Below are 22240 nucleotides of genomic sequence, written 5' to 3'. Positions count from 1 at the left end.
TCTCTGCCTGGCATGAAAGTGATTGGTGTTACGCGGGACGACGACGGCCCACAGCTCTTAGAGCGGGAGCGACCGTCGCCTGACCCGGGCGAGGCACTCGTCCGGACGCTCCGCGTTGGTGTTGACGGCACAGACCACGAAGTCCTGAACGGGTCCCACGGCGGGTTCCCCGACGGGGCGGACCACATGGTTCTCGGACACGAGGCGGTCGGCGTCGTCGAAGAGCCCAATGGCACGGGGCTCGAGGCGGGGCAGGTCGTCGCGCCGACCGTCCGACGGAAACCGAACGGTGAGACGAACGACTACTTCCGCCGGGGCGAGCCTGATATGGCCCCTGACGGCGAGTACACGGAACGCGGCATCGTCGGCGACCACGGCTTCATGGCCGAGTACTTCACCTCGCCGGCGGATTTCCTTGTCCCGGTCCCCGAGTCAGTCGCGGAGCACGGCTTCCTCGTCGAGCCGCTCTCGATCACCGAGAAGGCCAACGAGCACGCGTACGCGACGCGGGAACCGTTCGACTGGCGACCGGAATCCGCCTGCGTGCTGGGCAACGGCTCGCTCGGGCTGTTGACGCTGTGGATGCTCGACCAGGAGTACGACCGGACGTACTGTGTCGGTCGGCGTGACCGACCCGACCCGACGGTCGATATCATCGACGAGATCGGGAGCACGTACGTCGATTCCCGCGAAACGCCGGTGGACGAACTCCCGGAGGCCTACGAGGCGATGGACTACATCTACGAGGCAACCGGGTTCGCCCCGCACGCGTTCCAGACGGTCAAGGCGCTTGACCAGAACGGGGTCGGCGTGTTGCTCGGCATCCCGGAGCCGTGGGAGTTCGAAGTCGACGGTGGCTCGCTACACAACGAGATCGTCCTGCACAACAAGTGTCTCATCGGCACGGTCAACTCACACGTCTCGCACTTCGAGGACGCCGTCGAGACCTTACAGGAGCTTCCGGAGTGGCTACTCGATGACCTGGTCACGACGGTCACCGACCCGGAACACGTCGAGGCGGCCTTCGAGGATGGGGACGACCAGATAAAAGCAGTCGTCGAGTTCGATTCGCTGTAACCCTCGGGCGGGACCGCGCCCGAGCTTTTTGACGCCAGTTTGGTCTGAATATCCTCCCTCTAGACGGGTATCTGTCGGGCATATGTAAGATAGTAGATGTAAGATTGTGAGGTATTTACTCGCATTCGATTAATTTCTTTCTCCACTCAAACCCGAAAAATCGGGGAATATAGATGATATACCGGAATCGGATCGAATGTCAAATGCTGATTTTCGCTATACAGAAGTATTAAGTGCGAATCTTCAATAAGGAATTATGAGGTATTGGTGCAACCATGGCTGATGACAATTCAAACAGACGGTTGACGCGGCGTAACGCTCTTCGGATTGCTGGTGCAGCAGGTGCGGCCTCGCTGGCTGGCTGCGGTGGGAGTGACGGCGGTGACGGCAGCAGCGGCGATGGCAGCAGCGGTGACGGTAGTGACGGCAGCAGTGGTGACGGCAGCAGCGACGGCGGCAGTACTGACAGCGGGACACAGTACAGCACACTTGAAGTGGCCCACTGGTGGGGTGAGGGCGACGGACTGGAAGCAATTCAGTCCGTAATGGATGCGTTCAAGGAGCAACACCCGGACGTCCCGTTCGACGAGAACCTCATCGCCGGCGGTGCGGGTGAGAACCTGCAGGCGAACATCCGGACACGGGTGCAGAACGGCAACCACCCGAGTACGTGGCAAGCCTGGCCCGGAAACAATCTGCTCCCCTTCACCGATGCGAACCTGCTGAAGGACATCGGCGACTCCGTGTGGTCAGAGAACAGCATGGAGGACGCCTACCTTCAGGGCGTCAAGGACGCGGCCCAGCCCGCCGGGAACTACGTGACGGTGCCGCTCAACATCCACCGGATCAACAACCTCTTCTACAACGTCGAGGTCGTCGAGGACGCCGGGGTCGACCCGGCCTCCCTCGAAACGCCGTCTGACCTCGTCGACGCGATGGCGACGGTCAACGATGCCGGCTACACCGGAATGGCACACCAGACCGGGTCGCCGTGGTCCAGCTTCCAGATGTTCGCGACTGTTCTCCTCGGCGAAACGGACGCCGACACCTACAGCGCTATCTTCGTCGACGGTGAGGTCGACGCCAACAGCGACGCGCTCGAGTCGGCAGTCGAGACCACGCAGTCCTATCTCGACTACATCCCGAGCGACGCCGGTTCGATTTCCTGGACCGAGGCCAACAATCAGGTCATCAACGGCGAAGCGGCGTTCCTCCACCAGGGTGACTGGGCGGCCGGAACGTACATCACGAACGACCTGACGTACGGCGAGGAGTGGGACCATGTGTCATTCCCGGGAACCGACGGCTACTACGCCCTCAACATGGACTCGTTCCCGTATCCGGTCAACAACCCGTCCCCGGAAGCGACCACGCTGTGGTGCCAGTTCGTCGGGACGACGGAGGCACAGGAGATCTTCAACCCGAAGAAGGGGTCGATTCCGCCGCGGACCGACGTCAACACCGACCCGTTCAACGACTTCTCCAAGGACCAGATAGAGGACTTCCAGAACAGCGAGGCCCAGCCGCCGTCCGTCGCGCACGGTCTGGCCGCACCGCCGGCAGTCAAGTCCTCGCTCGAATCCGCTATCTCATCGCTGAACTCCGGTGCTGCGCCCGCGGACGTCGTCTCCCAGATTTCCAGCGCCTACTAGTAACGCAGCGACAGCACGCAGTTTTTTCGCCGTGGCGACTCGAACGATCGGAGTCACAGGAGTAGGCAGCCGCTGTGACGGGACAACCAACAGTAGCACAGAGTCACATGACTGGTTCTGAAACTGGCTGCTGAATAGAGTGCCGAAGTTCTTAGTACTCGACTCGCAAACGCTCCACTATGTCTAGTGACGACTTGGAAGCATCGCTCGAACAGGTAATTGCGCGGTTCAATCTCGGCGAGTACGAGATTTCAGCCTACCTGGCCGTGTTGCAACACGGTGAGCTGACAGCGTCGGAGATCTCGGAGAACACGGACATTCCACAGCCGCGGGTGTACGATACGGTCCGGAGCCTCAGCGACGTCGGGCTCGTCGAACTCAAGGAGTCCCGGCCGATGAAGGTCCTGGCTATCGATCCTCGGGAAGCCTTCGAGGGGATTCAGGACTCACTCGATGACCTCGTTGACGACCTGTCTTCGCGTTACACCGCGCCCGCTCGGGAGCCGGAAGCCGTCTCCCTCGTCAAATCCCGGCCGACGATACTCCGGTACCTCGAAGACATCATCGAGACGGCCGAGTACGAACTGACGCTGTCGTTGACGCCGGCCCTGTTAGAGCGGTTCGAAGACAGACTCGCAAGCCGGAAGCAGTCCGGCATCGCCATCGAAATTCTCATCTCGCCGGGCGTGGACGCCCCCGACCCGGCACGGTTCGATTACGAATCCATCGCGACCACTGTGAAGGCCCGCCGCGGTATCACGACCCCGGTCGTCGCCGTCGCCGACGGAAACTACTCGATGTACGCCACCCGTGAGAGCGTCCGCGGTGACACGGACCGGTACGGCGTTATCTTCAATCGGTCGGAACTCGGGTTTCTGGTGTCCGGGTTCCTCAACACGGTGCTATGGACGACGGCCGAAACGATTGCCAGCGACGGGGATGGGCTGCCGTTCCCGCGCCGCTACGGGACGATCAGACGCTGTATCTCTGACTTGGTGACATTGGACGGGGAGTTCTACGCGACTATCGAGGGGCGGGACGTGGAAACGGGCGACCACCGGGTCGTCGAGGGCAAAGTGGATCAGGCGTCGTTCAGTTCGAACCGCGAGGTCGCGACGCTGGTCGTTGAGACGGCCGAGGGGCCGGTCGAGGTCGGTGGACAGGTCGCTGCGTTCGAGGACATCGAGGCGTACGAGATCCGGATCGGGATGGACGAACCGCCCGAGAACTGACACTGTCGGCTGTAGCTGTTTCTCACGGTGACCGCCTGACTACTGACGGTCGATACGGAACCGACGGACGGAGTCCGAAGTAAACAGATGCGGCTGGACGAGACGACAGCGGAGACAATGAGCACCGTGGGCGGGCAACCCACGGTGATTGCATGACCCTTCGGGCTGGCGAAGTATGTCAGAGGCACGATATCGCCGGGCCCGAACGTGGCAATTCCACAAGACCAACGTGCTCCATCGCGTTCAGCGGGGACGTGGTCTTACGTGGACAGCAACAGTGTCTGTGTCACGAGCGGTAAAAAAGATGGACACATTGGCTGCAATAATATCCAATGCCCGGGAGAATAGTACAGCTTCCGGAGAGTATTCCATTACAAATGGAAACTGATATGTACGAAAAATATGAGCTACAGTATATGGGGACAGTATGGGCGTAGAATCAGTTATTCAGTACGTCCGAACGTCGTCCGTCCGGACGGACATCATCGGCTCGCTGTGTCCCGGAGCCAAGGCCACCAACGAACTGCTGTCAGCGGTCACTGCGAGCGAGTCCGCGATATACGATGCGCTCTCGAACCTCGAAGGCCGCGGTCTGGTCACCTCGATGGATGACGGCTGGCGACTCACCGGCACCGGCCGCCTCGTCGCGGATACGATTCACCGCCAGCAACGCCTCGAGGAACTCTTCGCCGTGGCCCCGCAGTACTGGGAGTCCCACGATACATCAGTTCTGCCACAGCCGTTCCGGTGTCGCCTCCCGGAACTCGACGAATACACCGTCATCCGTGGCACGCAGACCGATATCAACCGCCCGGTCCGCGAAGTCGTCACCCGCGTCGAGAGCGTCCAGAACTGCGACGTGGTCTCGCCCGTCTACCACCCGGAGTACGAGGAGGCGATGCCAGATAGCCCCGACTCGAGACTGGTGGTAAGCTGTGCTGTCATCGACGAGATGCTCGGCAAGGAGTCCGTCTCGCTCGATATGAATCGATACGAGGAGACGACCGTTCGTGTCACGGAGGTCCCGTACGCACTCGCCGTCGCCGACGACTGGATGATCTTGACGCTCCCAGAACTCGACGGAGCCTGGCCGTCGGCGAAAATCGTCTCCGAAACGGACAGCGCTATTTCGTGGGCACGGGACCTGTTTGCGCACCTCTGGGCGGATGCAACCCCGATAGAAACGTATCTCGCCGACCGCTGATTTTGGCAAACCTAAACATTCAAGAACCGTGGGTACTGACGGATGAGCAATGGCTATTCAGGGTTCACGGACTGACGAACCGGCCGGCTACACCTTCGACGACCTCGCGGTCGTTATGGGCACGTACAACGAGGAAGAAGCAATCGGCACCGTGCTCGACGACATCGCTGCAGTGACTGACGGGCGCGCCGAAGTCGTCTGTGTCGACGGGTCCAGCGACCGGACACCGGAGATCGCCCGCGAGCACGGTGCTACAGTTATCGAACAGGAACCGCAGGGGTACGGCGTGGCAGTCCGCAAAGCCGTGCTAACACCGGACCGCCCGGTCGTCGTCACGACGGACTGCGACGATACGTATCCGATGGAGCGTCTGCCCGATTTCCTCGCGGAGATAAACGACGGGGCCGACGTCGTCAGCGGTGACCGACTGTACTACGGGGCCGAACAGATGCCGGCGATGAACAAACTGGGGAACGAACTGTTCGCGCTACTCGCGAGCGTGCTCATGGGCAAGCGCGTCCACGACACGACGACTGGAATGCGCGCGTACCGCCGCGAGGTCCTCCAGAAGATCGTCTGGACAGAGAACACCGGGCTCTCAGCCGAACTGCTCATGCGGCCGCTGATGCGTGGCTACGACGTGCGTGAGCGCCCCATCGAGTACGACGAGCGGAAAGGCGAGACGAAACTCGACCCGTTCTCCGGCGGGGCCGCCATCGCGAAATCTATCGTCCGGGTTGCGCTCGAAGAACGGTTCCGGTAACACCGCCGAAGCAGTCGACGACGGGACCCGGCTTATCGGTCGTTCGGTGGCTGCTGATAGCTACCCGTTCCGCCGGGGTGGCCCTGTGGATTCTCGATGCCGACGAGCTTACCGCCGGTCGGCGAACTGTACAGCGCGAACAGGAGGTCGTTGACGAGGTAGTAGCGGACGCGGTGCCTCGGGTCGCCATGTGGGTCCGGATCAGAGGCCTTGACCCCCATTCCCCGAAGCGTATCTTCTTGCGTCGCAGCATCGACCGCCACGAAGTTGCTGTCTTCCCACTCTCGGGTGTACGCGTCCAGATCCGCGACTACTGCCGCCATGTCCTCGGCTCGCTCGGGGTCTGCCTCGACCCGTCCGGCGACGTAGCTGTCGACGAATCCAGCGACGCCCGTCACCTCGCTCGGATAGACGATAGCGGCGACGGCGCGGTACGTCTCGCGCTCGTGGTCCCCGAAGCCCGATTCGGAACTGGCAGCGTCGGCCTCGGCTGACTCGGCAGCATCGTCGCTGCTCGACCTGTCCCAGGCGAGCGCCGCCGCGCCGCCGCCGACGGTGACACCCGCCGCGCCGAGTGCTTTCAGTGCGTCGCGTCTGGTGAGTTCGTAGTCAGTCATCGGTGAGTATCACGTATTCGCGCTTGTCGTGGTCGCGTTCATGCTGATGCCATCGCGATGCGTGCCCGGGACGTAGGCCGCTTCGCCGCCGCAGCGGCGCTGGTCCCGACAGACTTCGAGCCGCGGCGTCAGCGCCCGGACGCGTTCGTCGGTCTGCTCGACCGGGAGTTCCGCGCGGTACTCGAACCCCGCGCCGGTGCCGTAGTCGACGAACATAATCAGCGTCACCGTCCCGTCTTCCGGCGTCGGGACGCTGACCTGGTCGTCGATTCCGTCGCCGGTGAGCTGCGTCCGGTTCCGGTCGGTCGAGAGCTGCAGATCCAGCCGGTCCGTTCCGGTAACCGTCGCGTAGTCGTTCTCGCCTTCGCTCGTGAGCCGGATCGAGACCAGCGCGGCCTGCTCCGGAACCGACGCTGACACGTCCGTTTGGACCGTCTCCCCCTCCGCCACAGACACCGGCTGGAGTCGCGGTTCGACGGGCAGCCCCAGATACGGGACCCACTCCCCGCGGAACACGTAGCGGTAGTAGTCCCGCTCGGGATAGGCGTCGAGCACCTCGAACTGGCGGTGTTGCATCGCGTAGACAGTGTCGCCGTCGAAGCCGGGGTCGTTGCGAACCGACTGGAACGGGTGATTGAGCCAGTCGCCATAGGGTGTGGGAAGCAGGACGAGGCTGTTGTCGAGATCACGCTCCGAAAACGGCTCGTAGGCCTGCTCTAACTGCTGGGTCACCGCGTAGTTGTCCGAAACCGGCTCGGACGCCGTCGCGACGGCCGCGCCGCCGCCCAGCGCTGCGCCGCAGAGCGCGACCGCAAGCAGGACCGGACGGACCCGGTCGGCGCTGACCCGCGCCGTGACCAGCCGCTGCGTCCACCGGGCAACCGCAACGACGCCGACGGCACCGAAAGCCGTCAGCGGGACGAGCATGTCGACGTGGTAGAACGGGCCCAGGAAGGCGACCAGGCCGTCCGTCGGGTCCGAAAGGTCTCCGAGCATGTTCACGGTGCCCCAGAAGTAGCCGTTGCCGAGGGAGACCGTCAGGAGGACGCCGGCAAGCGCCGCCTGTCGACCGTCTATCCCGCGGCGCACGGCAGCCCCGAGACCGACAGCCGCAGCGAGCGTCCCCAGCGGGCCGGCGACGACCCACTGCGTGAGGAGTTTCCAGAGGAGTTCGGCGTTCGCGTCCAGCGACATCGCCGGCGTAAACTCCCGAGAGTAGCCCAGAATCTCACGGTAGCCGAAGCCCAGGCCGTCCTGTGGAGCGAACACCTCATAGGGGAACAACAGCGCGGAGCCGGTGACGACGCGGTTGTAGGCAAGCGTCGCGGCGACGCCGGTGAGCCCGCCGACGGCAGTCAGCGACAGTCGCGTGAACCGCGCCGGGTCGCGCGTCCGGAGCGACCACAGCGCGTGCGCGATGAACGGCGTCGCAAACAGCACGGCCGTGTACGGCCGCGCGAAAAAGGCGATGCCAATGGAGAGCCCGGCACACACCGCTGTCTTTCGGCTCCCGGTCCGGTCGGCGTGGAGATACGCCGCGGCGAAGCCGAGGTTCCAGAGCGTCGTCGGTACGTACGAGAGGAACACCGAGGCGTCGATGAGAAACAGCGGCGACCCGAGCATGAGGACGGTCGCGACCACGCCGGTTCGAGCGTCGAAGGCCTCGCGGACGGTGTGGTAGGTCAGCGCTAGGACACCAGTCGAGATCAGACCCAGCGCGACGCGGTACCCGCCGAGCAGTTTCCCGACGGCGAACATCGCCGCCGGAACCGGCGCGTACTTCGGATACAACCGCTCGCCGTCGGCCACGAAGAACCACGGCCGGAACGATTCCTCGACCGGCGGGTAGATGAACAGTTGCCCCTCCAGCAACATGGCGGCTTGCTGGAGGTAGACGCCCTCGTCGTGGTTGGTGGTGTGGTGCGGGAAAACGACGTGGGCGAGCGTGAAAACGGCGACCCCGCCCAGCAGCGCCACCAGCCCCGCCTGTACCCCCGGCCGGCGCAGTCGCGTCATTCCGTCGGGTACCAGGCCAGATCGTGGTCAGCGACCAGGTCGACCTCGACGGGCTGGCCTGGCTCAAACGTCTCGACGTGGTTGTGCATACAGTGGACGACGTCGCCGCTGTGGAGTTCGACCCGGTAGACGAACGAGGGGCCGTTGTACTGGCGATGGACGACGTAGCCGTCGGCCTTGGACTCGTTTGTCGGCATCGCCTGCAGGTCGTCGGGCCGGACGAGTACGTCCACCATCGCGCCGTTGTACGCCTCGACCGGCCCGTTCAGCAGTTCCACGTCGAACGAACCGAGCCCGGTCTCGATGACGTCGCTGGTGACCCGGGCCGAGAGGAAACTCGCCTGGCCGAGGAAGCTCGCGACGAAGCGACTTTCGGGGTTCTCGAACACTTCAGCGGGGTCGCCGATCTGAGCGATGGTCCCGTCGTTCATGATGGCGACGCGGTCGCTGATCGACAGCGCCTCCTCCTGGTCGTGGGTCACAGAGATGGCGGTGACGCCGGCCCGCTTGAGGATCTTGCGGACCTCCTCGCGCATCTCGACGCGCAGGCGCACGTCCAGGTTCGAGAACGGCTCGTCGAGCAGGAGGACGTCCGGTTCCGGGGCCAGCGAGCGCGCGAGCGCGACGCGTTGCTGCTGGCCGCCGGAAAGCTGGCTCGGCATCTTGTCGTGATGGTCCGACAGGTCGACCAGTTCGAGCAGTTCGTCGACCCGCTCTCCGACAGCGTCTTCCGCCATCTCGGTCAGGCCGAACGCGATGTTCTCGGCGACGGTGAGATGCGGGAACAGGGCGTAGTCCTGGAAGACGATACCGACGTTGCGCTCCTCGGGCTTCCGGAACGAAGTGCCGTCGGCGATGACTTCGTCGGCGATGGAGATCTGGCCGTCAGAGGGGCGTTCCAGCCCGGCAATCATCCGGAGGGTCGTCGTCTTGCCGCAGCCAGAGGGGCCCAGAAGCGTCAGTAGTTCGCCGTCTTTCACGTCGAGCGAGAGGTTCTCGACGGCGACTTCGTGACCGTAGTCCTTGGAAACGTCGTCCAGTTCCAGGACGGTCCGGTTCGGGTTCGCTACCGCTGCGTCCACGTCGTCGAAGTCCGATGTTTGCTGTGTGCGTGTTTGTCGAGACATTAGCTTGTGTCCTCCCGTCGAAGAATGACCAGCATGGAGAGTCCGGAAAGGCCAACGAGCACGAGGGCCGGGACCGCCGCCTGTCCGTAGTAGCCGGCACCCTGGACGAGCCAGATGTACGTAACGAAGGTTTCGAAGCCCGTCGGGCGTAACATCAGCGTTGCCGGCAATTCCTTCATGGTCGTCAGGAACACCAGTGCGGCCCCGGCGGCGATACCCGGCGCGACGAGCGGCAAGACGACCTTCCGGAACGCCGAGAGCGGGTGGTAGCCCAGTGACCGCGCCGCCTCGATGTACTGCGGGTCGACCTGGAGAATCGAGGATTCGGTCGTCCCGACGGCCTGCGGGAGGAACCGAATCACATAGGCGAACACTAGCAGGATGACGCTCTGGTACAGGAAGGGGACGTACCGGAGCCCAAGGTACACCAGCGCGAGGCCGAGAACGACACCGGGGACCGCGTAGCCGACGTACGTGGCCCGCTCGGGAAGTGACGAAATACCCGACGTGCCCCGCGCGGCGAGGTACGCAATCGGGAGCGCCGCCACGACACAGATAGCGGCCGCGGCGGCGGCCAGACCGACCGAGTTCCAGGCATAGGACGCCTCGAACGCGAAGCCACCGCCGCTGTAGCCTGTGCCGGAGCGGAGGAGCCACTGGAGCAGGATGCCGATGGGAAGCACCAGACACAGGGACGCGATGGCGCCGCAAAACAGCAGTGCCGGTCCCTTCCAGTATCCGAGCCTGATGAGACCGGGCCGGCGCGAGCCGCTGCTGACGTAGGCGCCGTCCCGGCCCGCGCTGAGCCGGGATTCGACGGCGAGGATGCCGAGCGCCATCACGAGCAACAGCATCGAGAGCACGGAGGCGTAGTCCAGTCGGCGCGCGCCGAACTCGTTGTAGATCATCCGCGTGAACACGTCGTACTGCATAATCGCCGGCGTTCCGAAGTCAGAGAGCGCGTACAGCGCCACCAGCAGCGCGCCGGCGGCGATGCCCGGTGCGATCTGTGGCAGCGTGACGCGGCGGAACGCCTCCCAGCGAGTGTGATTCAGCGTTCGGGCGGCCTCGACAACAGTCCCGTCGAACGACAGCAGCGACGCGCGCGTAGTCAGAAATACGTACGGATACGTGAACAGTGTCAGGACGAGTATCGCGCCGTGCAGGCCGTATATCGTCGGTATTTGCTCGATACCGAGCGGCGAGAGCAGGTCCGCGAGGACGCCCCGGGGACCAAAGGCCGAGACGAACGCGAAGGCCCCGATGTAGCTCGGAACGACCAGTGGCAACGCGGACGTGATCGTCCAGAATCGCTTGAACGGCAGATCGGTCTGGGCGGTGAGAATCGCCAGCGGGACGCCGATGAGAATCGACGCGAAAGTGACGCCAGTCACCAGCGCCAGCGTGTTCAGCGTCACCGAGACGGTCGTATCGCTTGTCAGCAATTCGACCGCACGCGCGAACTCGATTTCACCTGCCCTGAGAAAAATCCATACCAGCGGTGCCAGTAACAACAGCGAGATCGCCAGCGAGACCACTGCGAGCAGCGTGTGCGGCGACGAGTCTCGTTCCGACGTCGTCGCCTGCTCCCGAAGCCGCTCGTACCGGTCTTTTGTGCCCATATTAGAGGACGCCGGCGTCCCGAAGTAAGTCCACGGTTCCGGCCACGTCGGCCAGTTCGGTCAGATCGATGTCCGGCGGATTCAGCTCGTCGATGCGCGGCAGGTCGCCGACCGGTGCGACGCCCGGAATCATCGGATACGCGAACGTTCGGGTGGCGAAGAACTCCTGGGCCTCCGCCGAGAGAACGTGCCGGACGAAGTTCGACGCCAGGTCAGCGTTGTCGGTTCCGTCGATGATTTCCAGCCCCGAGACGTTGACGAGCGCGCCGGCGTCGCCCTCGGTGAACGCGAGGCCGATGGGCGAGTCGTCGCGGGCGGACTGGACCCGAAGCGTGTAGTAGTGGTTGGCGAAGCCGGCGGTGAGTTCACCGTCGGCGCAGGCGTTGGAAACGCGGAACTCGTCGTCGTAGGTAGTGATACCGTGGTCCTGCATCGCCTGGAGCCACGACATCGTCTCGTCGTCGCCGCGGATGAGCCGCATCGCGGTGACAAAGGACTGGAACGCGCCGTAGCTCGGCGCCCAGCCCATGCTGTTTTCCAGCGCAGCCGTTTCGGGGAACTCCTGGACCGTCGATGGGATGTCGGATTCGGAGATCTGGTTCGTGTTGTACGGGATCGCCCGGGCACGCCCGGCGATGCCCACCCAGCGCCCCTCGCTGTCCTGGTAGGCCTCGGGAACCGTCGAAAGGGCCTCTTCGGGGAGACTCGCGGTCGCCCCGGCGTTTGCCACCGCGCCGAGGGACCCGGCGTCGATGGACATGAACACGTCGGCGGGACTCGCGCCGGCCTCGTTTTCCTCGATAATCGTGTTCGCGAGGTCGCTGGAGGCTTCGAGCCGGTGGTTCGCCGAGAAATCCGGATAGAGCTGTTCGAGCAGATTGATGAGGTCGAGATACAGCCCGCCCTCGCCACCGCCGAGATACAGCGTCAGTTCGCCGCTGAGGTCCGGCAACTCCTCGATGGAGGTGCCGCCGGGAGCGTCCCGCTGTTCCACCAGTGGGCCGGACCCACGGAAGTCCGAAAGGGAAATCTGCCCGACGCCGGTATCAGTTCCACCGTCGCTTCCACCCTCACCGCCATCGCCACCACCGAGAATACCGGAACAGCCGGCAAGCGCTGTTGCGGCAGTCGCGCCGCCGAGAGCGAGGAAGCGCCGTCGAGACTGCGTCACGTTACGTCCTGCCGTGTCGTTAGAATCACTCATTGTTTGATTTAGGGTTGCCTAAACAACTTAGGCCTTTCTAGTCGTCGGCGGTTGCGGGGACCTGTTCCGTCGCGGCGGCGTCCAGTTCGTCGAGACATTCCAGCCAGTCGAGCATGAATTCGCCGCAGTAGTTAAGGAAGGCACCGTTTTCCCAGTCGCTGAAATCGCCGTCGGCCATCGCCGTGGCGATCGCGTCGAACACTTCGGCATAGGAGTCGGCGTCCGCGCCGGCCTCGTCAACGATCTCCCAGACGTGCTCGTTGAGTTCGAGCCCGTGGACCTCGTTGGTCAGGTCCGAGAACGTCGAGCGGGGCGCTTTGTTGTGCTCACAGAGGGGGTCGCCGTTGTAGATCTGCTTGCCGAGCACGTCACAGGCCCGCTTGAGGAACACGCCCGACCAGATGTCGTCGAAGCGGCCCACGTCCCACTCGTTGTCGTCCATCGGGAGCTGGTAGAACGCCGGAATCACTTCCCGGCGGAACGCGAGGTTCATCGAGCAGACGGTGAGGTACTGGCCCTCGGCGGCGACGAAGTCATCGCCGAAGTCCGCCTCGCTCGTCCGGGTCTGGGCCTGTCCCTGGAGGTCGCCGTCCATCAGGATACGAACGGCGTCGAGGTCCGGTACGTTTGTCCAGAGGCCTTGGGAGGCAACCACATCGTCGACCTGCGTCGCTTCCGTTGAAACCGTCTCGTCCATCGCGGCGTAGGGGTAGCCACGCGGGTAGAGACCGTGTTCGTCCTCGTTCTGGTAGAGGACGTTGACCCACTGCTCGTCGGAACTGACCGTCTCGATCTCGCCCTCGAAGGCCAGGTTCGACATGTGGGTGCCGAAGAAGTCCGCGTCTTCGTGTGGCAGCGTGTCGTCGTCGATGAACACGCCGTACTCGTAGTCGTTGGCCCACATGTAGAGGAGGCCAAACGACGTCTGGGCGTGGCTCGCTTCTGGGATAAGGTGCGAATACTCGCTCGCGCCGTGGGTCTCGAACCACGCCTCGCGGGCGGTCCCGTCGTAGACGGCCCCGTCGACGCCTTCTTGGTCGAGCATCTGTTCCATCGCGTCGGTGTCACAGAAGTCCTCGGTGATGAGCACGACGAACAGTCGGTCCAGATCGAACCCGTGGTCCCGGGCGTTCTGGAAGTACGAACGCATGCATTCGTGGTTTCGAATCGTCGGCACCATCACGCAGATGTCGGCTGTCATGTACTGGCCCTACCTCTTTAGGCCATCCTAAAAGATTTGGCGTTCTCACTTTGCTGCCCTCGTGAATCTGTTTTCCAGACATCATGTATCCCGAAACCGGAACACCATTATATTCTAAATCTGACGTTTAATGTTGTATTAGGAGAACTATTATCTGGCTGTGCTTTGCCAGATTAGGTGATGAGCGTACGAAGCAACAGGGCTCCCATCAACCACAAATGAACCTGGATAATCAGACCTGTGTCGTCACCGGGTCCTCGCGCGGTATCGGCCGCGGAATCGCCAAAGACCTCGGTGCTCACGGGGCCAACGTCGTCGTAAATTACCGGTCCTCGGACGCGGAAGCCCGTGCCGTCGTCGAGGATATCCGCGAAAACGGTGGTAACGCTATCGCGGCGCAGGCCGACGTGGCGAAACTCGATGAAGTCCGGGCGATGCGTGAGAAGGTGGCCGACGAGTTCGGTCCCACGGACGTGCTCGTCAACAACGCCGGTATCACTATCGACAAGAAATTCGAGAACATGACCCGTGAAGACTGGGAGACGGTTATCGACGTCAACCTGGGCGGCGTGTTCAACGGGACGAAGGCGTTCTACGACGACATCCGCGACGCGGAGCACGGCCGACTGATAAATATCTCTAGCGTCGTCGGCCAGCAGGGCAACATCGGACAGGCCAACTACGCGACGACGAAGTCCGGACTGTTCGGCTTTACGCGGACCCTAGCGCTCGAACTGGCACACACGGGCTCGACCGCGAACTGCGTCGCACCGGGCTTTGTCAAGACCGATATGTTAGAGGAGGTGCCCGAACGCGTTCAGGAGAAGATTCTGCGGGAGATCCCGCTCGACCGGTTCGCACGCGTCGAAGACATCGCCGGCATCGTCAGGTTCGTCGCGAGCGAAGAATCGAGTTATATGACTGGACAGGTACTTGGCGTCAACGGCGGGATGGAGTGGTAGCATGAGTCAGCAGGAAGAACCAGAAGACGAGACCGCGCCCGACGACGCGGTCGAGGAGTTGCGACAGAAACGAGCCGAAGCCGAACTCGGTGGTGGCGAGGCCCGTATCGAATCCCAGCACGAGAAGGGCAAGATGACCGCCCGCGAGCGCATCGACTTCCTCGTCGACGACGGCACGTTCAACGAGGTGGACCCGTTCGTCGAGCACCGGTCGACGAACTTCGGCATGGCGGAGAAGCGCTTCGCCGGCGACGCGGTCGTCACCGGCTACGGCGAGGTCGACGGCCGGAAGGTGTTCCTGTTTGCCCACGACTTCACCGTACTCGGGGGCTCGGTCGGCGAGGTCGTCGCCGACAAGATCTGTAAGGTGATGGACCGGGCAATCGAGAACGGCGTCCCGGTCATCGGACTCAACGACTCCGGCGGCGCACGCATTCAGGAAGGCGTCGACTCGCTGGTCGGCTTCGCCAAGATTTTCGAGCGCAACACCAAGGCTAGCGGGCTCATCCCACAGATTTCGGCCATCATGGGACCGTGTGCCGGCGGAGCCACCTACAGCCCAGCGCTGACTGACTTCACCTTCATGGTGCAGGACACCAGCCACATGTTCATCACCGGGCCGGACGTCATCGAGACGGTGACCGGCGAACAGGTGTCGAAGGAGGAACTCGGCGGTGCGGGCTCGCACTCCACCAAATCCGGTGTCGCTCACTTCTCGTACCCGTCAGAGGAGGAGGCCCTCGAAAACATCCGCCGCCTCCTGTCGTACCTGCCGGCGAACAACATGGAGGACCCGCCGCGGGTGAAGCCGTGGGACGACCCGGACAGGGAAATCCCCGGCGTGACCGACATCGTCCCGTCGGCCCCGCGAAAGCCCTACGACATGACGAAAGTCATCGACGCTATCGTCGACGAGGACTCCTTCTTCGAGGTCCACGGCAACTGGGCGCGCAACGTCGTCGTGGGCTTTTCTCGGATGGACGGCCAGTCGGTCGGCGTCGTCGCCAACCAGCCACGCGTGAGCGCGGGGACGCTTGACATCGACGCGGCGGAGAAAGCGGCCCGGTTCGTCCGCTTTTGCGATTCGTTCAATATCCCCATCCTCACGCTCGTCGACGTACCCGGGTTCATGCCCGGCACGGATCAGGAGCACAACGGCATCATCCGGCGGGGCGCGAAGCTGATCTACGCCTACGCCGAGGCGACGGTGCCGCTGCTGTCGGTCGTCGTGCGGAAGGCCTACGGCGGAGCGTACATCGTCATGTCCTCGAAGTTCCTCGGCAGCGACGTGAATTACGCCTGGCCGGGGTCGGAGATGGCGGTCCTGGGTCCCCGGGGCGCGGTCAACATCCTCTACCGGAACGAAATCGCAGACGCCGACGACCCGGACGCCAAGCGCCAGGAACTGATGGACGAGTTCCGCGACGAGTTCGCCAATCCGTACGGGCCGGCGAAACGGGGCTACCTCGACGACGTCATCGAACCGAAAGAGACGCGCAAGCGCCTCATTCAGGACCTCGACCTCCTGCAGCGCAAGCGCGAGGATACACCGCCGAAAGACCACGGCAACATCCCGCTGTAATATGGCGACTCGCAACACCCCCCAGTCGGACGCGGAGACGCCGCTGCCAACCGATAGCGAGGGTCCTGAGGACCTGTCGCTGTCGATACCAGCGGACGCATCACAGGCCGAGGCAGCCGCTATCACTGCCGCAATCAGTGCCCATCTGACCGACCGTCAGCGGGCCGCTGTGGCGACAGCACAGCGGCAGACGGTCGAGTACGTCGACGAGTGGACGCTGGCCGGACGGCTGGCGAGCGTGGGCAAGCGCCACCCTCCGGACAACGTCAAGCGAGGCGAGGAGTGGAAGGCGGCGGCGCGGGCGCGGTACTAAGAGTCCGTAAACTCCTGCAGCACTTCGAGGTCGCGGGTGGTCCGCATGAACTCCGACAGCGCCCGTTCGGCCCCGCAGTCGTCACAGACGAACTGTGTTTCAGGGGCCGGGAGGTCGGACACTTGCTCTTCCCAGGCAACTGAACACGCCGGACATTGTAGTTGGAGCCAGGCCTCCTGCATATTTCGTGTGTGGTTAGCACACACGGATATACTTTGTGTGGATTCTCACTGTCGGGGGCTGTGGTGCTGTTTGTCGATTCATGCCGCTTTTGGGCTGCCTAAACATGGGAAGATTTAAACCGTTTAGGCAAGCCTAAAAAGATATGAACCGACGAGAGTACATCGTTGCGACCGGTGTCGGGCTGGCAGGTGCCGTCGCCGGCTGTTCGGGTCAGTCCGAGGCCGGGAGCGGTGGTGACGGCGCGACGGATTCCGGTACGACGACCGCGACAGCGACCACGGAACCGACGGAGTCGGGCTACTCCGTCACGATGGAACCGGTGGGCGAGGTCACGTTCGAGGCAGTTCCGGAGGGCTGGGTCGCGAACAACGGGAGCTGGGCCGACATGGGGATTGCGCTCGGCCTCGACGCACCAGAGGGCGTCTGGCTCCCATCCCGGTACCACACCCAGCTCTACGACGAGATCCCGGGCGTCAGCGTCGACGGGAGTTCGATCCAGAAGCTGTGGGGGGACAGCGGTGTCGGGAAAGAGCAGTTCTACGAAATAGACGCCGACATCCACGTCATGGACCCGAACTTCCTGCAGAGCCGCGGGTCCTGGGAACAGTCGGATATCGACGAAATCGAAACCCAGGTCGGTCCTTTCTTCGGGAACAGCATCTTCTCGACCGGCTACGAGTGGCACGACTACACCTACTACACACTGTACGAAGCCTTCGAGAAACTGTCCCAGGCGTTCCAGCGGACCGATCGGTTCGAGGCGTTCCGGACTCTCCACGAAGAGTTCCAGACGAGCCTGGAAGACATCCTGCCGGACTCGGAATCAGACCGGCCGGAGGTAGCCATCATGTGGGCCGGCAGCGACGAGCCCACCAGCTTCTCACCGTACCTCATCGAGGACGGGACCAGCTTCAAACAGTGGCGAGACCTCGGGGTACGCGACGCCTTCGCGAAGACCGATGTCAGGGACTTCCACGCCGACCGCAGCAAGGTCGACTTCGAGACCCTGCTCGACATCGATCCGGAGCACCTGCTCCTGCGTGGACAGGAGAACAAAACGCGCTCGGAGTTCGAGGACACGGTCGTCAGTTTCCTCGAATCGGATTCGGCCGGGAGCGAGCTGACGGCGGTACAGAACGGGGACGTGTATCGCGGGGGGCCGTTGTATCAGGGGCCGATAACGAATCTGGTCCTCACGGAACGGGCCGCGTCGCAGGTGCACGACGTGGACCGGAACCTGTTCGACCGTCAGCGCGTCGCCGATATCGTCGCCGGAGAGCTGTAGGGCACCATGGTCGGACGAACACTCGCGGACATCCGTGACAGGCTCTCGGATCTCAGCGTGGCTGTTGGGCCGTATCGCGTCGTCAGCGCCCGGACAGGCACGCCGCCGTTCCCGGTGTCGGGAATGCAGTTCCCGGATCGCGAGACGGCCGCCGAAGCGGCCAGCGTCGCGACCGCCTACCGGAGTGCCCTCCGCCGCTACGACCCCCGTGTCACCGTCCACGGCCTCATCGTCTGTGAAGCGCCGTGGGGGACTGACGCCGTCAGGACTGGCCCGTCGTCGCTCCCGGAGTACTGTCACACGGTCGCCGGGTCGCTGTTCGAGGTGCTGTCGGGCCGTCATCGCTCCGTCGAGCAGGCAGTCATCGACAGCTACCTCGAAGCGGCCGAGGAGACGGAGAACCGCGAGCGCCTCTGTCTGGCGATGCTCGAAAGCATGGCCACGGCGATCGCCGACAATCTCGACCCGGAAGTACAGGCGGACACCCTCCGCGAAGCCGCCGGCCAGTTACCGAGGAAGCCAAGCGGGCCTGAGCCGGTCCGGGACGCCGTCGCCGACCTCGAAACAGCGGGGCTGGTCGACGAGACAGCAATCGAACCCGCCGCGGTCGGTCCCGGCCGCTGTTCCAGATATATTACATTACAGAACTATCGCCCGACGCTGTCGGACCTCCGCTGCCCAGTGTTGCCGATTGCCGTCGAACTGCTGCGACGGACGAGTATCACGCCACAGATGGCCGAAGCGGAGCGAACTGCGGACGGCTGGCGGCTGCTCGTTTCACTGGCTGGTGACCGACCCGCCGAAGGGCTCTCAGTCGTCGCGACGACTGCATGAACATTCCATTCGTTCTATAGGTCGGACCGTAATACATACACGAGACCCCTGTGACGGCACAGGTATGGGAGTCGCAGTAATCGGCGCGTCAATGACGAAATTCGGGCAACGTGACGCCTGGATCCGCGAATTGCTCTCGCAGGCGGGCGAGGAGTGTCTCACGGACGCCGGCGTCGCGCCCGATGACGTAGAGCACCTGTACGTCTCGAACATGGCTAGCGGCGAGTTCGAAGGGCAGACGGGAATCATGAACCTGCTGGCCCACGACCTGGGGGTGCTTCCGGCCTACAGCGAACGGGTCGACCAGACCTCCTCCTCGGGCGGAGCAGGCATCTACGAAGCCTGGCAGTCCGTCGCCAGCGGGGCCAGTGAGATGACGCTGTTAGTCGGCGGGGAGAAGATGACCCACAAGACGACGGGCCAGGCGACCGACATCATCGCCTCGATCACCCACCCCGACGAGTACAAACACGGCGTGACGCTCCCGTCCTTTGCCGGGATGACCGCCCGGCACTATCTGGAGCGGTTCGACGCCCCGCGGGAGTCGCTCGCCCGGGTCGCGGTCAAGAACCATCGAAACGGCGTAGACAACCCCAAGGCGCAGTTCCAGACGGAGATCACGATGGAGAAAGCGCTGGAGTCGCCCATCATCGCGGACCCGTTGCGGCTGTACGACTTCTGTCCGATCACGGACGGCAGCGCCGCGCTCATGTTCACGACAGAGGAACGGGCCAAAGAGATCACCGACGAGTACGCCCTCGTCTCCGGTATCGGCGGGGCAACGGACACGCACGTCGTCCACGAGCGGGACGACCCGACGGTCATGGGCGGGGTCGTCGAGTCGAGCAAGGAGGCCTACGAGATGGCCGGCCTCAGCCCCGAGGACCTCGACGTGGCCGAACTGCACGACATGTTCACGATTCTGGAGTTCCTCCAGCTAGAGGGTATCGGTGTCGCCGAGCAAGGGACAGCCTGGGAGATGGCAATGGACGGGGCCACCGCGAAGGACGGCGAACTGCCCATCAACACTTCCGGCGGGCTCAAGTCGAAGGGCCATCCGCTGGGGGCAAGCGGTGTCGCACAGGGCGTCGAAATCTACGAACAGCTCGTCGGCGAGGCCGGGCCGCGACAGGTCGAGGCCGACACCGCACTGGCGTGTAACGTCGGCGGGTTCGGCAACTGTGTCATCACCACCATCATGGAGGCCGCAGAATGACGCTGGAAGCAGGCATGTGCGCGAACGGTCACGTCTCGTACCCCACCCATCCGCTGTGTCCGGAGTGTGGCGAACCACAGGAAGAGACGTTCGACCTCGCGGACCGGACCGCCGAAGTCGTCACCTGGACTCATTCGACAGCGACGCCGCCGGGCGTCCGCGAGCCCAACACGCTGGCTATCGTCGAGTTCGACATAACGGACGTCTCCGATGCGAGCGATGAGTTCGTCCGCGCGCTCGGGCAGGTGACCACGGACGAGGTCGAAACAGGTGACACGGTCGAACCCGTCTACGTCGAGGAACTCCGCGACCCCGACGCGGGTATCAAAGTCCCCGAGAGCCAGGACTGGGACGGTTACCGCTGGGACCCGGTCTGATCAGCTCTCCTCGCCCTGTCGGATAATCCGACCCTCTGTCGTCGGCGAGATCGTCCCCTGTTCCTCGATAGTGTTGATGACGAGATCGGAGAGGAGTGCACCCTCGTTCGACGAGACGAGGACAGTTGCGTCGCTGAGTATGCTGTACCCGTCGCCGCCGGAGACGACGTAGAAGCCGTGAACAGAACGTGAGTGCGCTATACGGTCGAGACCGTTGTCGAATAGGTGTCGGGAAGGGCCCCCGTCTCGGCCAGCTCAGCGATACATTCTTCGACGGACTCAGTTCGGCCTCTGTCGGCGAAGGGGGCAACCTGCACGAGGTCACCGCTCTCGTAGACTGCGAGGCAGACGGCCGGCATGACGAGTTCGCGGCGCTTCTCGCCCGTCGTCGAACTGTAACAGAGCCGGGTGTCGAAAAACGGCGCGAGGCAGACACCAGCCTCGCGGGCCCAGTCCGCAAACTCGTTGTACAGGTCCCGTTCAGTTCCATTACCGGAGCCCTGCAGCGGCACGCGCTTCTCCCACTCGACTGTGTCGACGTCGTCGAGTACGCCACGGCACACCAGCTCCTGTAGCTCACGTTCGATAGCGGTACAGCGTTTCTGTGACGGCGCTGGGAGGTCAGACCGGACGAACAGGGTCGCCCGACGACCGCCCGGAGCAGTAGAGCTGGACATCGGTATTCGTACCTAGCTCTGTGACATAATAAATCATTATGTTTGTGGAGATGAAAGTATCACACCGCGCTGAAGCTCTTTACTCCTCGTCGCTCCCCTCTCCGTCTTCGGTACCGGTGTCGTCCCTGTCTGGACCTTCGATATCGTCCTTTATCGACCGTAGTTCGGCGTCTACGTCCACTGGGACGTCAGTAACCTGGTCGGAGTCGACCTCCTCGCTCACCCCCGGTTCATCGGCTAATCTATCCTGGATCTGGCCACGCAACTGTTGGGCTTCCTGAATAAGCTCGCGGGCCTCTTCATCTTCCGGTGTCCCTTCGACAGCCTGCTGGAGGTCGGTCAACGCACCGTCGAGGCGAGAGAGCGTGGCCCGACTCAGATCACTCGCACGCTGTCGCACCTCATCCGAGGCGGACCCGGTCGATGTCGGCCGGCCCTCGGCCATCCGGAGGGCTCGACGGAGTATCTTCAGCGCCTCGATGTTGGTCTTCAACACGAGAATAACCGCAGGAATGGTCACGTCGCTGGTGAACCGGAGGAGTTCGCTCGGTGTCGGTGGCCGTGGCAGGCCGCTGTCGGTCGTGGGCTCGACCTCCGTCTCTAGTTCCTGTAGCGTCGTAACGAGGTCCGTAATCAGGGCGGAAAGGTCGTCGTCCGAACTCATACCTCTCTCTTGTCGCCTCGGGTACTAAAGGCCGCGCCGTGTGGCCGGCCGGTTTCGTGTCGTCTCTGCCCCCGGTGTGGGGGCTGGCATCCACAGATGATTAGGCCAACCAAAATCCTTTTAGCTTTAGGGGTGCCTAACTCAGGTAATGCCATCACAGACGGACGATGTCGAGGCCTCCGAGGACCGCCCGGACGTAGCAGCACTGGACAGCGGTGCTGACAGAACCGTGTTTACCGAAGACGGGAACCGAGACGGCTGGATTTCGACCGACGTCACCGTCGAGCTCCGACGGTAGTCCGTTCGTCCGCCCCGCGCCGCGTTTCTCTTTCCTCTGACTCCTGAGTTACTTTCTTCACAGGCGGGTCTCTCCACGATATGAACTGGGTAGCGACGCTACCAGTACCAGAAAATTCGGGAGAAGGCGGTGGG

22 protein-coding genes are annotated in these 22240 nt (G+C 63.3%); 13 read left to right on the top strand and 9 right to left on the bottom strand.

What is annotated here, in order from left to right:
• Positions 1–12 precede the first annotated feature (12 nt).
• From VI340_RS06975 to VI340_RS06955, 5 genes are all read left to right on the top strand, one after another.
• Complete coding sequence (locus tag VI340_RS06975; protein ID WP_008309129.1) at positions 13–1077, top strand: glucose 1-dehydrogenase; 1065 nt, start codon at positions 13–15, stop codon at positions 1075–1077.
• 275 nt (positions 1078–1352) lie between these two features.
• Entirely contained in the window at positions 1353–2729 is a 1377-nt protein-coding gene (locus VI340_RS06970; RefSeq protein ID WP_049942884.1) for an ABC transporter substrate-binding protein, read from the top strand.
• A gap of 179 nt (positions 2730–2908) precedes the next feature.
• Positions 2909–3961, top strand: coding sequence for an HTH-type sugar sensing transcriptional regulator TrmB (gene trmB, locus VI340_RS06965; protein WP_008309133.1), 1053 nt, complete (start codon positions 2909–2911; stop codon positions 3959–3961).
• A 427-nt stretch (positions 3962–4388) separates the two neighbouring features.
• Positions 4389–5165 carry a helix-turn-helix transcriptional regulator gene (locus VI340_RS06960; RefSeq protein ID WP_008309135.1) on the top strand — a complete coding sequence of 259 codons (777 nt, stop codon included), beginning with the start codon at positions 4389–4391 and terminating at the stop codon, positions 5163–5165.
• Positions 5166–5214: 49 nt separating this feature from the next.
• Positions 5215–5928, top strand: coding sequence for a dolichyl-phosphate hexose transferase (locus VI340_RS06955; RefSeq protein WP_336358067.1), 714 nt, complete (start codon positions 5215–5217; stop codon positions 5926–5928).
• A gap of 32 nt (positions 5929–5960) precedes the next feature.
• Here VI340_RS06955 and VI340_RS06950 read toward each other — a convergent pair whose 3' ends face one another.
• The 6 genes from VI340_RS06950 to VI340_RS06925 are packed head-to-tail and all read right to left on the bottom strand — an operon-like array spanning position 5961 to position 13715.
• Positions 5961–6545, bottom strand: a complete 585-nt coding sequence (locus VI340_RS06950; protein WP_336358066.1) for a gluconate 2-dehydrogenase subunit 3 family protein — start codon at positions 6543–6545, stop codon at positions 5961–5963.
• 9 nt (positions 6546–6554) lie between these two features.
• Positions 6555–8561, bottom strand: a complete 2007-nt coding sequence (locus VI340_RS06945) for an ArnT family glycosyltransferase (protein ID WP_336358065.1) — start codon at positions 8559–8561, stop codon at positions 6555–6557.
• On the bottom strand, positions 8558–9688 hold the full coding sequence (locus VI340_RS06940) for an ABC transporter ATP-binding protein (protein WP_008309144.1): 1131 nt from the start codon (positions 9686–9688) through the stop codon (positions 8558–8560). The genes VI340_RS06945 and VI340_RS06940 overlap by 4 nt, the downstream gene beginning before the upstream one ends.
• Positions 9688–11310: an ABC transporter permease gene (locus tag VI340_RS06935; protein ID WP_008309145.1), complete on the bottom strand. Its 1623-nt coding sequence runs from the start codon at positions 11308–11310 to the stop codon at positions 9688–9690. The genes VI340_RS06940 and VI340_RS06935 overlap by 1 nt, the downstream gene beginning before the upstream one ends.
• 1 nt (position 11311) lies before the next feature.
• Positions 11312–12514, bottom strand: a complete 1203-nt coding sequence (locus VI340_RS06930) for an extracellular solute-binding protein (protein WP_049942885.1) — start codon at positions 12512–12514, stop codon at positions 11312–11314.
• Positions 12515–12551: 37 nt separating this feature from the next.
• Entirely contained in the window at positions 12552–13715 is a 1164-nt protein-coding gene (locus tag VI340_RS06925; RefSeq protein ID WP_336330424.1) for an alpha-1 4-glucan-protein synthase, read from the bottom strand.
• 218 nt (positions 13716–13933) lie between these two features.
• On the opposite strand from VI340_RS06925, the gene VI340_RS06920 reads away from it, so the two are divergent.
• Genes VI340_RS06920 through VI340_RS06910 form a run of 3 tightly spaced genes read left to right on the top strand, consistent with a single transcriptional unit; the run spans position 13934 to position 16572 of the window.
• Positions 13934–14677: a beta-ketoacyl-ACP reductase gene (locus VI340_RS06920; protein ID WP_008309151.1), complete on the top strand. Its 744-nt coding sequence runs from the start codon at positions 13934–13936 to the stop codon at positions 14675–14677.
• A gap of 1 nt (position 14678) precedes the next feature.
• A complete protein-coding gene (locus VI340_RS06915) occupies positions 14679–16259 on the top strand; it encodes an acyl-CoA carboxylase subunit beta (RefSeq protein ID WP_336358064.1) in 1581 nt (526 codons plus the stop codon).
• Position 16260: 1 nt separating this feature from the next.
• Positions 16261–16572: a hypothetical protein gene (locus VI340_RS06910; RefSeq protein ID WP_336358063.1), complete on the top strand. Its 312-nt coding sequence runs from the start codon at positions 16261–16263 to the stop codon at positions 16570–16572.
• Here VI340_RS06910 and VI340_RS06905 read toward each other — a convergent pair.
• On the bottom strand, positions 16569–16754 hold the full coding sequence (locus VI340_RS06905) for a DUF7836 family putative zinc-binding protein (protein WP_008309156.1): 186 nt from the start codon (positions 16752–16754) through the stop codon (positions 16569–16571). The genes VI340_RS06910 and VI340_RS06905 overlap by 4 nt on opposite strands.
• 143 nt (positions 16755–16897) lie before the next feature.
• Between VI340_RS06905 and VI340_RS06900 the strand changes: the two genes are divergently transcribed.
• The 4 genes from VI340_RS06900 to VI340_RS06885 all read left to right on the top strand — a co-directional run bounded on the left by VI340_RS06900 (position 16898) and on the right by VI340_RS06885 (position 20467).
• A complete protein-coding gene (locus tag VI340_RS06900; RefSeq protein WP_008309157.1) occupies positions 16898–18040 on the top strand; it encodes an ABC transporter substrate-binding protein in 1143 nt (380 codons plus the stop codon).
• A gap of 6 nt (positions 18041–18046) precedes the next feature.
• Positions 18047–18874 (top strand): DUF7551 domain-containing protein, encoded by an 828-nt coding sequence (locus tag VI340_RS06895; protein ID WP_336358062.1) that lies wholly within the window; start codon positions 18047–18049, stop codon positions 18872–18874.
• Between the two features lie 64 nt (positions 18875–18938).
• Entirely contained in the window at positions 18939–20090 is a 1152-nt protein-coding gene (locus tag VI340_RS06890; protein ID WP_008309159.1) for a thiolase C-terminal domain-containing protein, read from the top strand.
• The gene (locus VI340_RS06885; RefSeq protein ID WP_008309160.1) at positions 20087–20467 is read left to right on the top strand and encodes a Zn-ribbon domain-containing OB-fold protein; all 381 of its coding nucleotides are present in this window, start codon (positions 20087–20089) and stop codon (positions 20465–20467) included. The genes VI340_RS06890 and VI340_RS06885 overlap by 4 nt, the downstream gene beginning before the upstream one ends.
• A 197-nt stretch (positions 20468–20664) precedes the next feature.
• Here VI340_RS06885 and VI340_RS06880 read toward each other — a convergent pair whose 3' ends face one another.
• Positions 20665–21144, bottom strand: coding sequence for an HTH domain-containing protein (locus VI340_RS06880; protein WP_336330431.1), 480 nt, complete (start codon positions 21142–21144; stop codon positions 20665–20667).
• Between the two features lie 79 nt (positions 21145–21223).
• Positions 21224–21808, bottom strand: a complete 585-nt coding sequence (locus tag VI340_RS06875) for a DUF7547 family protein (protein WP_336358061.1) — start codon at positions 21806–21808, stop codon at positions 21224–21226.
• A gap of 148 nt (positions 21809–21956) precedes the next feature.
• On the opposite strand from VI340_RS06875, the gene VI340_RS06870 reads away from it, so the two are divergent.
• Positions 21957–22106, top strand: a complete 150-nt coding sequence (locus VI340_RS06870) for a hypothetical protein (protein ID WP_008309163.1) — start codon at positions 21957–21959, stop codon at positions 22104–22106.
• Positions 22107–22240: the final 134 nt, after the last annotated feature.

It is taken from the genome of Haloarcula sp. CGMCC 1.6347 (genome assembly GCF_037078395.1).
In the GTDB taxonomy this organism is placed as follows: domain Archaea; phylum Halobacteriota; class Halobacteria; order Halobacteriales; family Haloarculaceae; genus Haloarcula; species Haloarcula amylolytica.
This window is presented reverse-complemented; position numbering and strand designations above follow the sequence as displayed.

Excerpts from the sequence above, each read along its gene's own strand:
- VI340_RS06975 (WP_008309129.1), top strand. The coding sequence starts at position 13 with ATGAAAGTGATTGGTGTTACGCGGGACGACGACGGCCCACAGCTCTTA.
- VI340_RS06970 (WP_049942884.1), top strand. The coding sequence starts at position 1,353 with ATGGCTGATGACAATTCAAACAGACGGTTGACGCGGCGTAACGCTCTT.
- trmB (WP_008309133.1), top strand. The coding sequence starts at position 2,909 with ATGTCTAGTGACGACTTGGAAGCATCGCTCGAACAGGTAATTGCGCGG.
- VI340_RS06960 (WP_008309135.1), top strand. The coding sequence starts at position 4,389 with ATGGGCGTAGAATCAGTTATTCAGTACGTCCGAACGTCGTCCGTCCGG.
- VI340_RS06955 (WP_336358067.1), top strand. The coding sequence starts at position 5,215 with ATGGCTATTCAGGGTTCACGGACTGACGAACCGGCCGGCTACACCTTC.
- VI340_RS06950 (WP_336358066.1), bottom strand. The coding sequence starts at position 6,545 with ATGACTGACTACGAACTCACCAGACGCGACGCACTGAAAGCACTCGGC.
- VI340_RS06945 (WP_336358065.1), bottom strand. The coding sequence starts at position 8,561 with ATGACGCGACTGCGCCGGCCGGGGGTACAGGCGGGGCTGGTGGCGCTG.
- VI340_RS06940 (WP_008309144.1), bottom strand. The coding sequence starts at position 9,688 with ATGTCTCGACAAACACGCACACAGCAAACATCGGACTTCGACGACGTG.
- VI340_RS06935 (WP_008309145.1), bottom strand. The coding sequence starts at position 11,310 with ATGGGCACAAAAGACCGGTACGAGCGGCTTCGGGAGCAGGCGACGACG.
- VI340_RS06930 (WP_049942885.1), bottom strand. The coding sequence starts at position 12,514 with ATGAGTGATTCTAACGACACGGCAGGACGTAACGTGACGCAGTCTCGA.
- VI340_RS06925 (WP_336330424.1), bottom strand. The coding sequence starts at position 13,715 with ATGACAGCCGACATCTGCGTGATGGTGCCGACGATTCGAAACCACGAA.
- VI340_RS06920 (WP_008309151.1), top strand. The coding sequence starts at position 13,934 with ATGAACCTGGATAATCAGACCTGTGTCGTCACCGGGTCCTCGCGCGGT.
- VI340_RS06915 (WP_336358064.1), top strand. The coding sequence starts at position 14,679 with ATGAGTCAGCAGGAAGAACCAGAAGACGAGACCGCGCCCGACGACGCG.
- VI340_RS06910 (WP_336358063.1), top strand. The coding sequence starts at position 16,261 with ATGGCGACTCGCAACACCCCCCAGTCGGACGCGGAGACGCCGCTGCCA.
- VI340_RS06905 (WP_008309156.1), bottom strand. The coding sequence starts at position 16,754 with ATGCAGGAGGCCTGGCTCCAACTACAATGTCCGGCGTGTTCAGTTGCC.
- VI340_RS06900 (WP_008309157.1), top strand. The coding sequence starts at position 16,898 with ATGAACCGACGAGAGTACATCGTTGCGACCGGTGTCGGGCTGGCAGGT.
- VI340_RS06895 (WP_336358062.1), top strand. The coding sequence starts at position 18,047 with ATGGTCGGACGAACACTCGCGGACATCCGTGACAGGCTCTCGGATCTC.
- VI340_RS06890 (WP_008309159.1), top strand. The coding sequence starts at position 18,939 with ATGGGAGTCGCAGTAATCGGCGCGTCAATGACGAAATTCGGGCAACGT.
- VI340_RS06885 (WP_008309160.1), top strand. The coding sequence starts at position 20,087 with ATGACGCTGGAAGCAGGCATGTGCGCGAACGGTCACGTCTCGTACCCC.
- VI340_RS06880 (WP_336330431.1), bottom strand. The coding sequence starts at position 21,144 with ATGTCCAGCTCTACTGCTCCGGGCGGTCGTCGGGCGACCCTGTTCGTC.
- VI340_RS06875 (WP_336358061.1), bottom strand. The coding sequence starts at position 21,808 with ATGAGTTCGGACGACGACCTTTCCGCCCTGATTACGGACCTCGTTACG.
- VI340_RS06870 (WP_008309163.1), top strand. The coding sequence starts at position 21,957 with ATGCCATCACAGACGGACGATGTCGAGGCCTCCGAGGACCGCCCGGAC.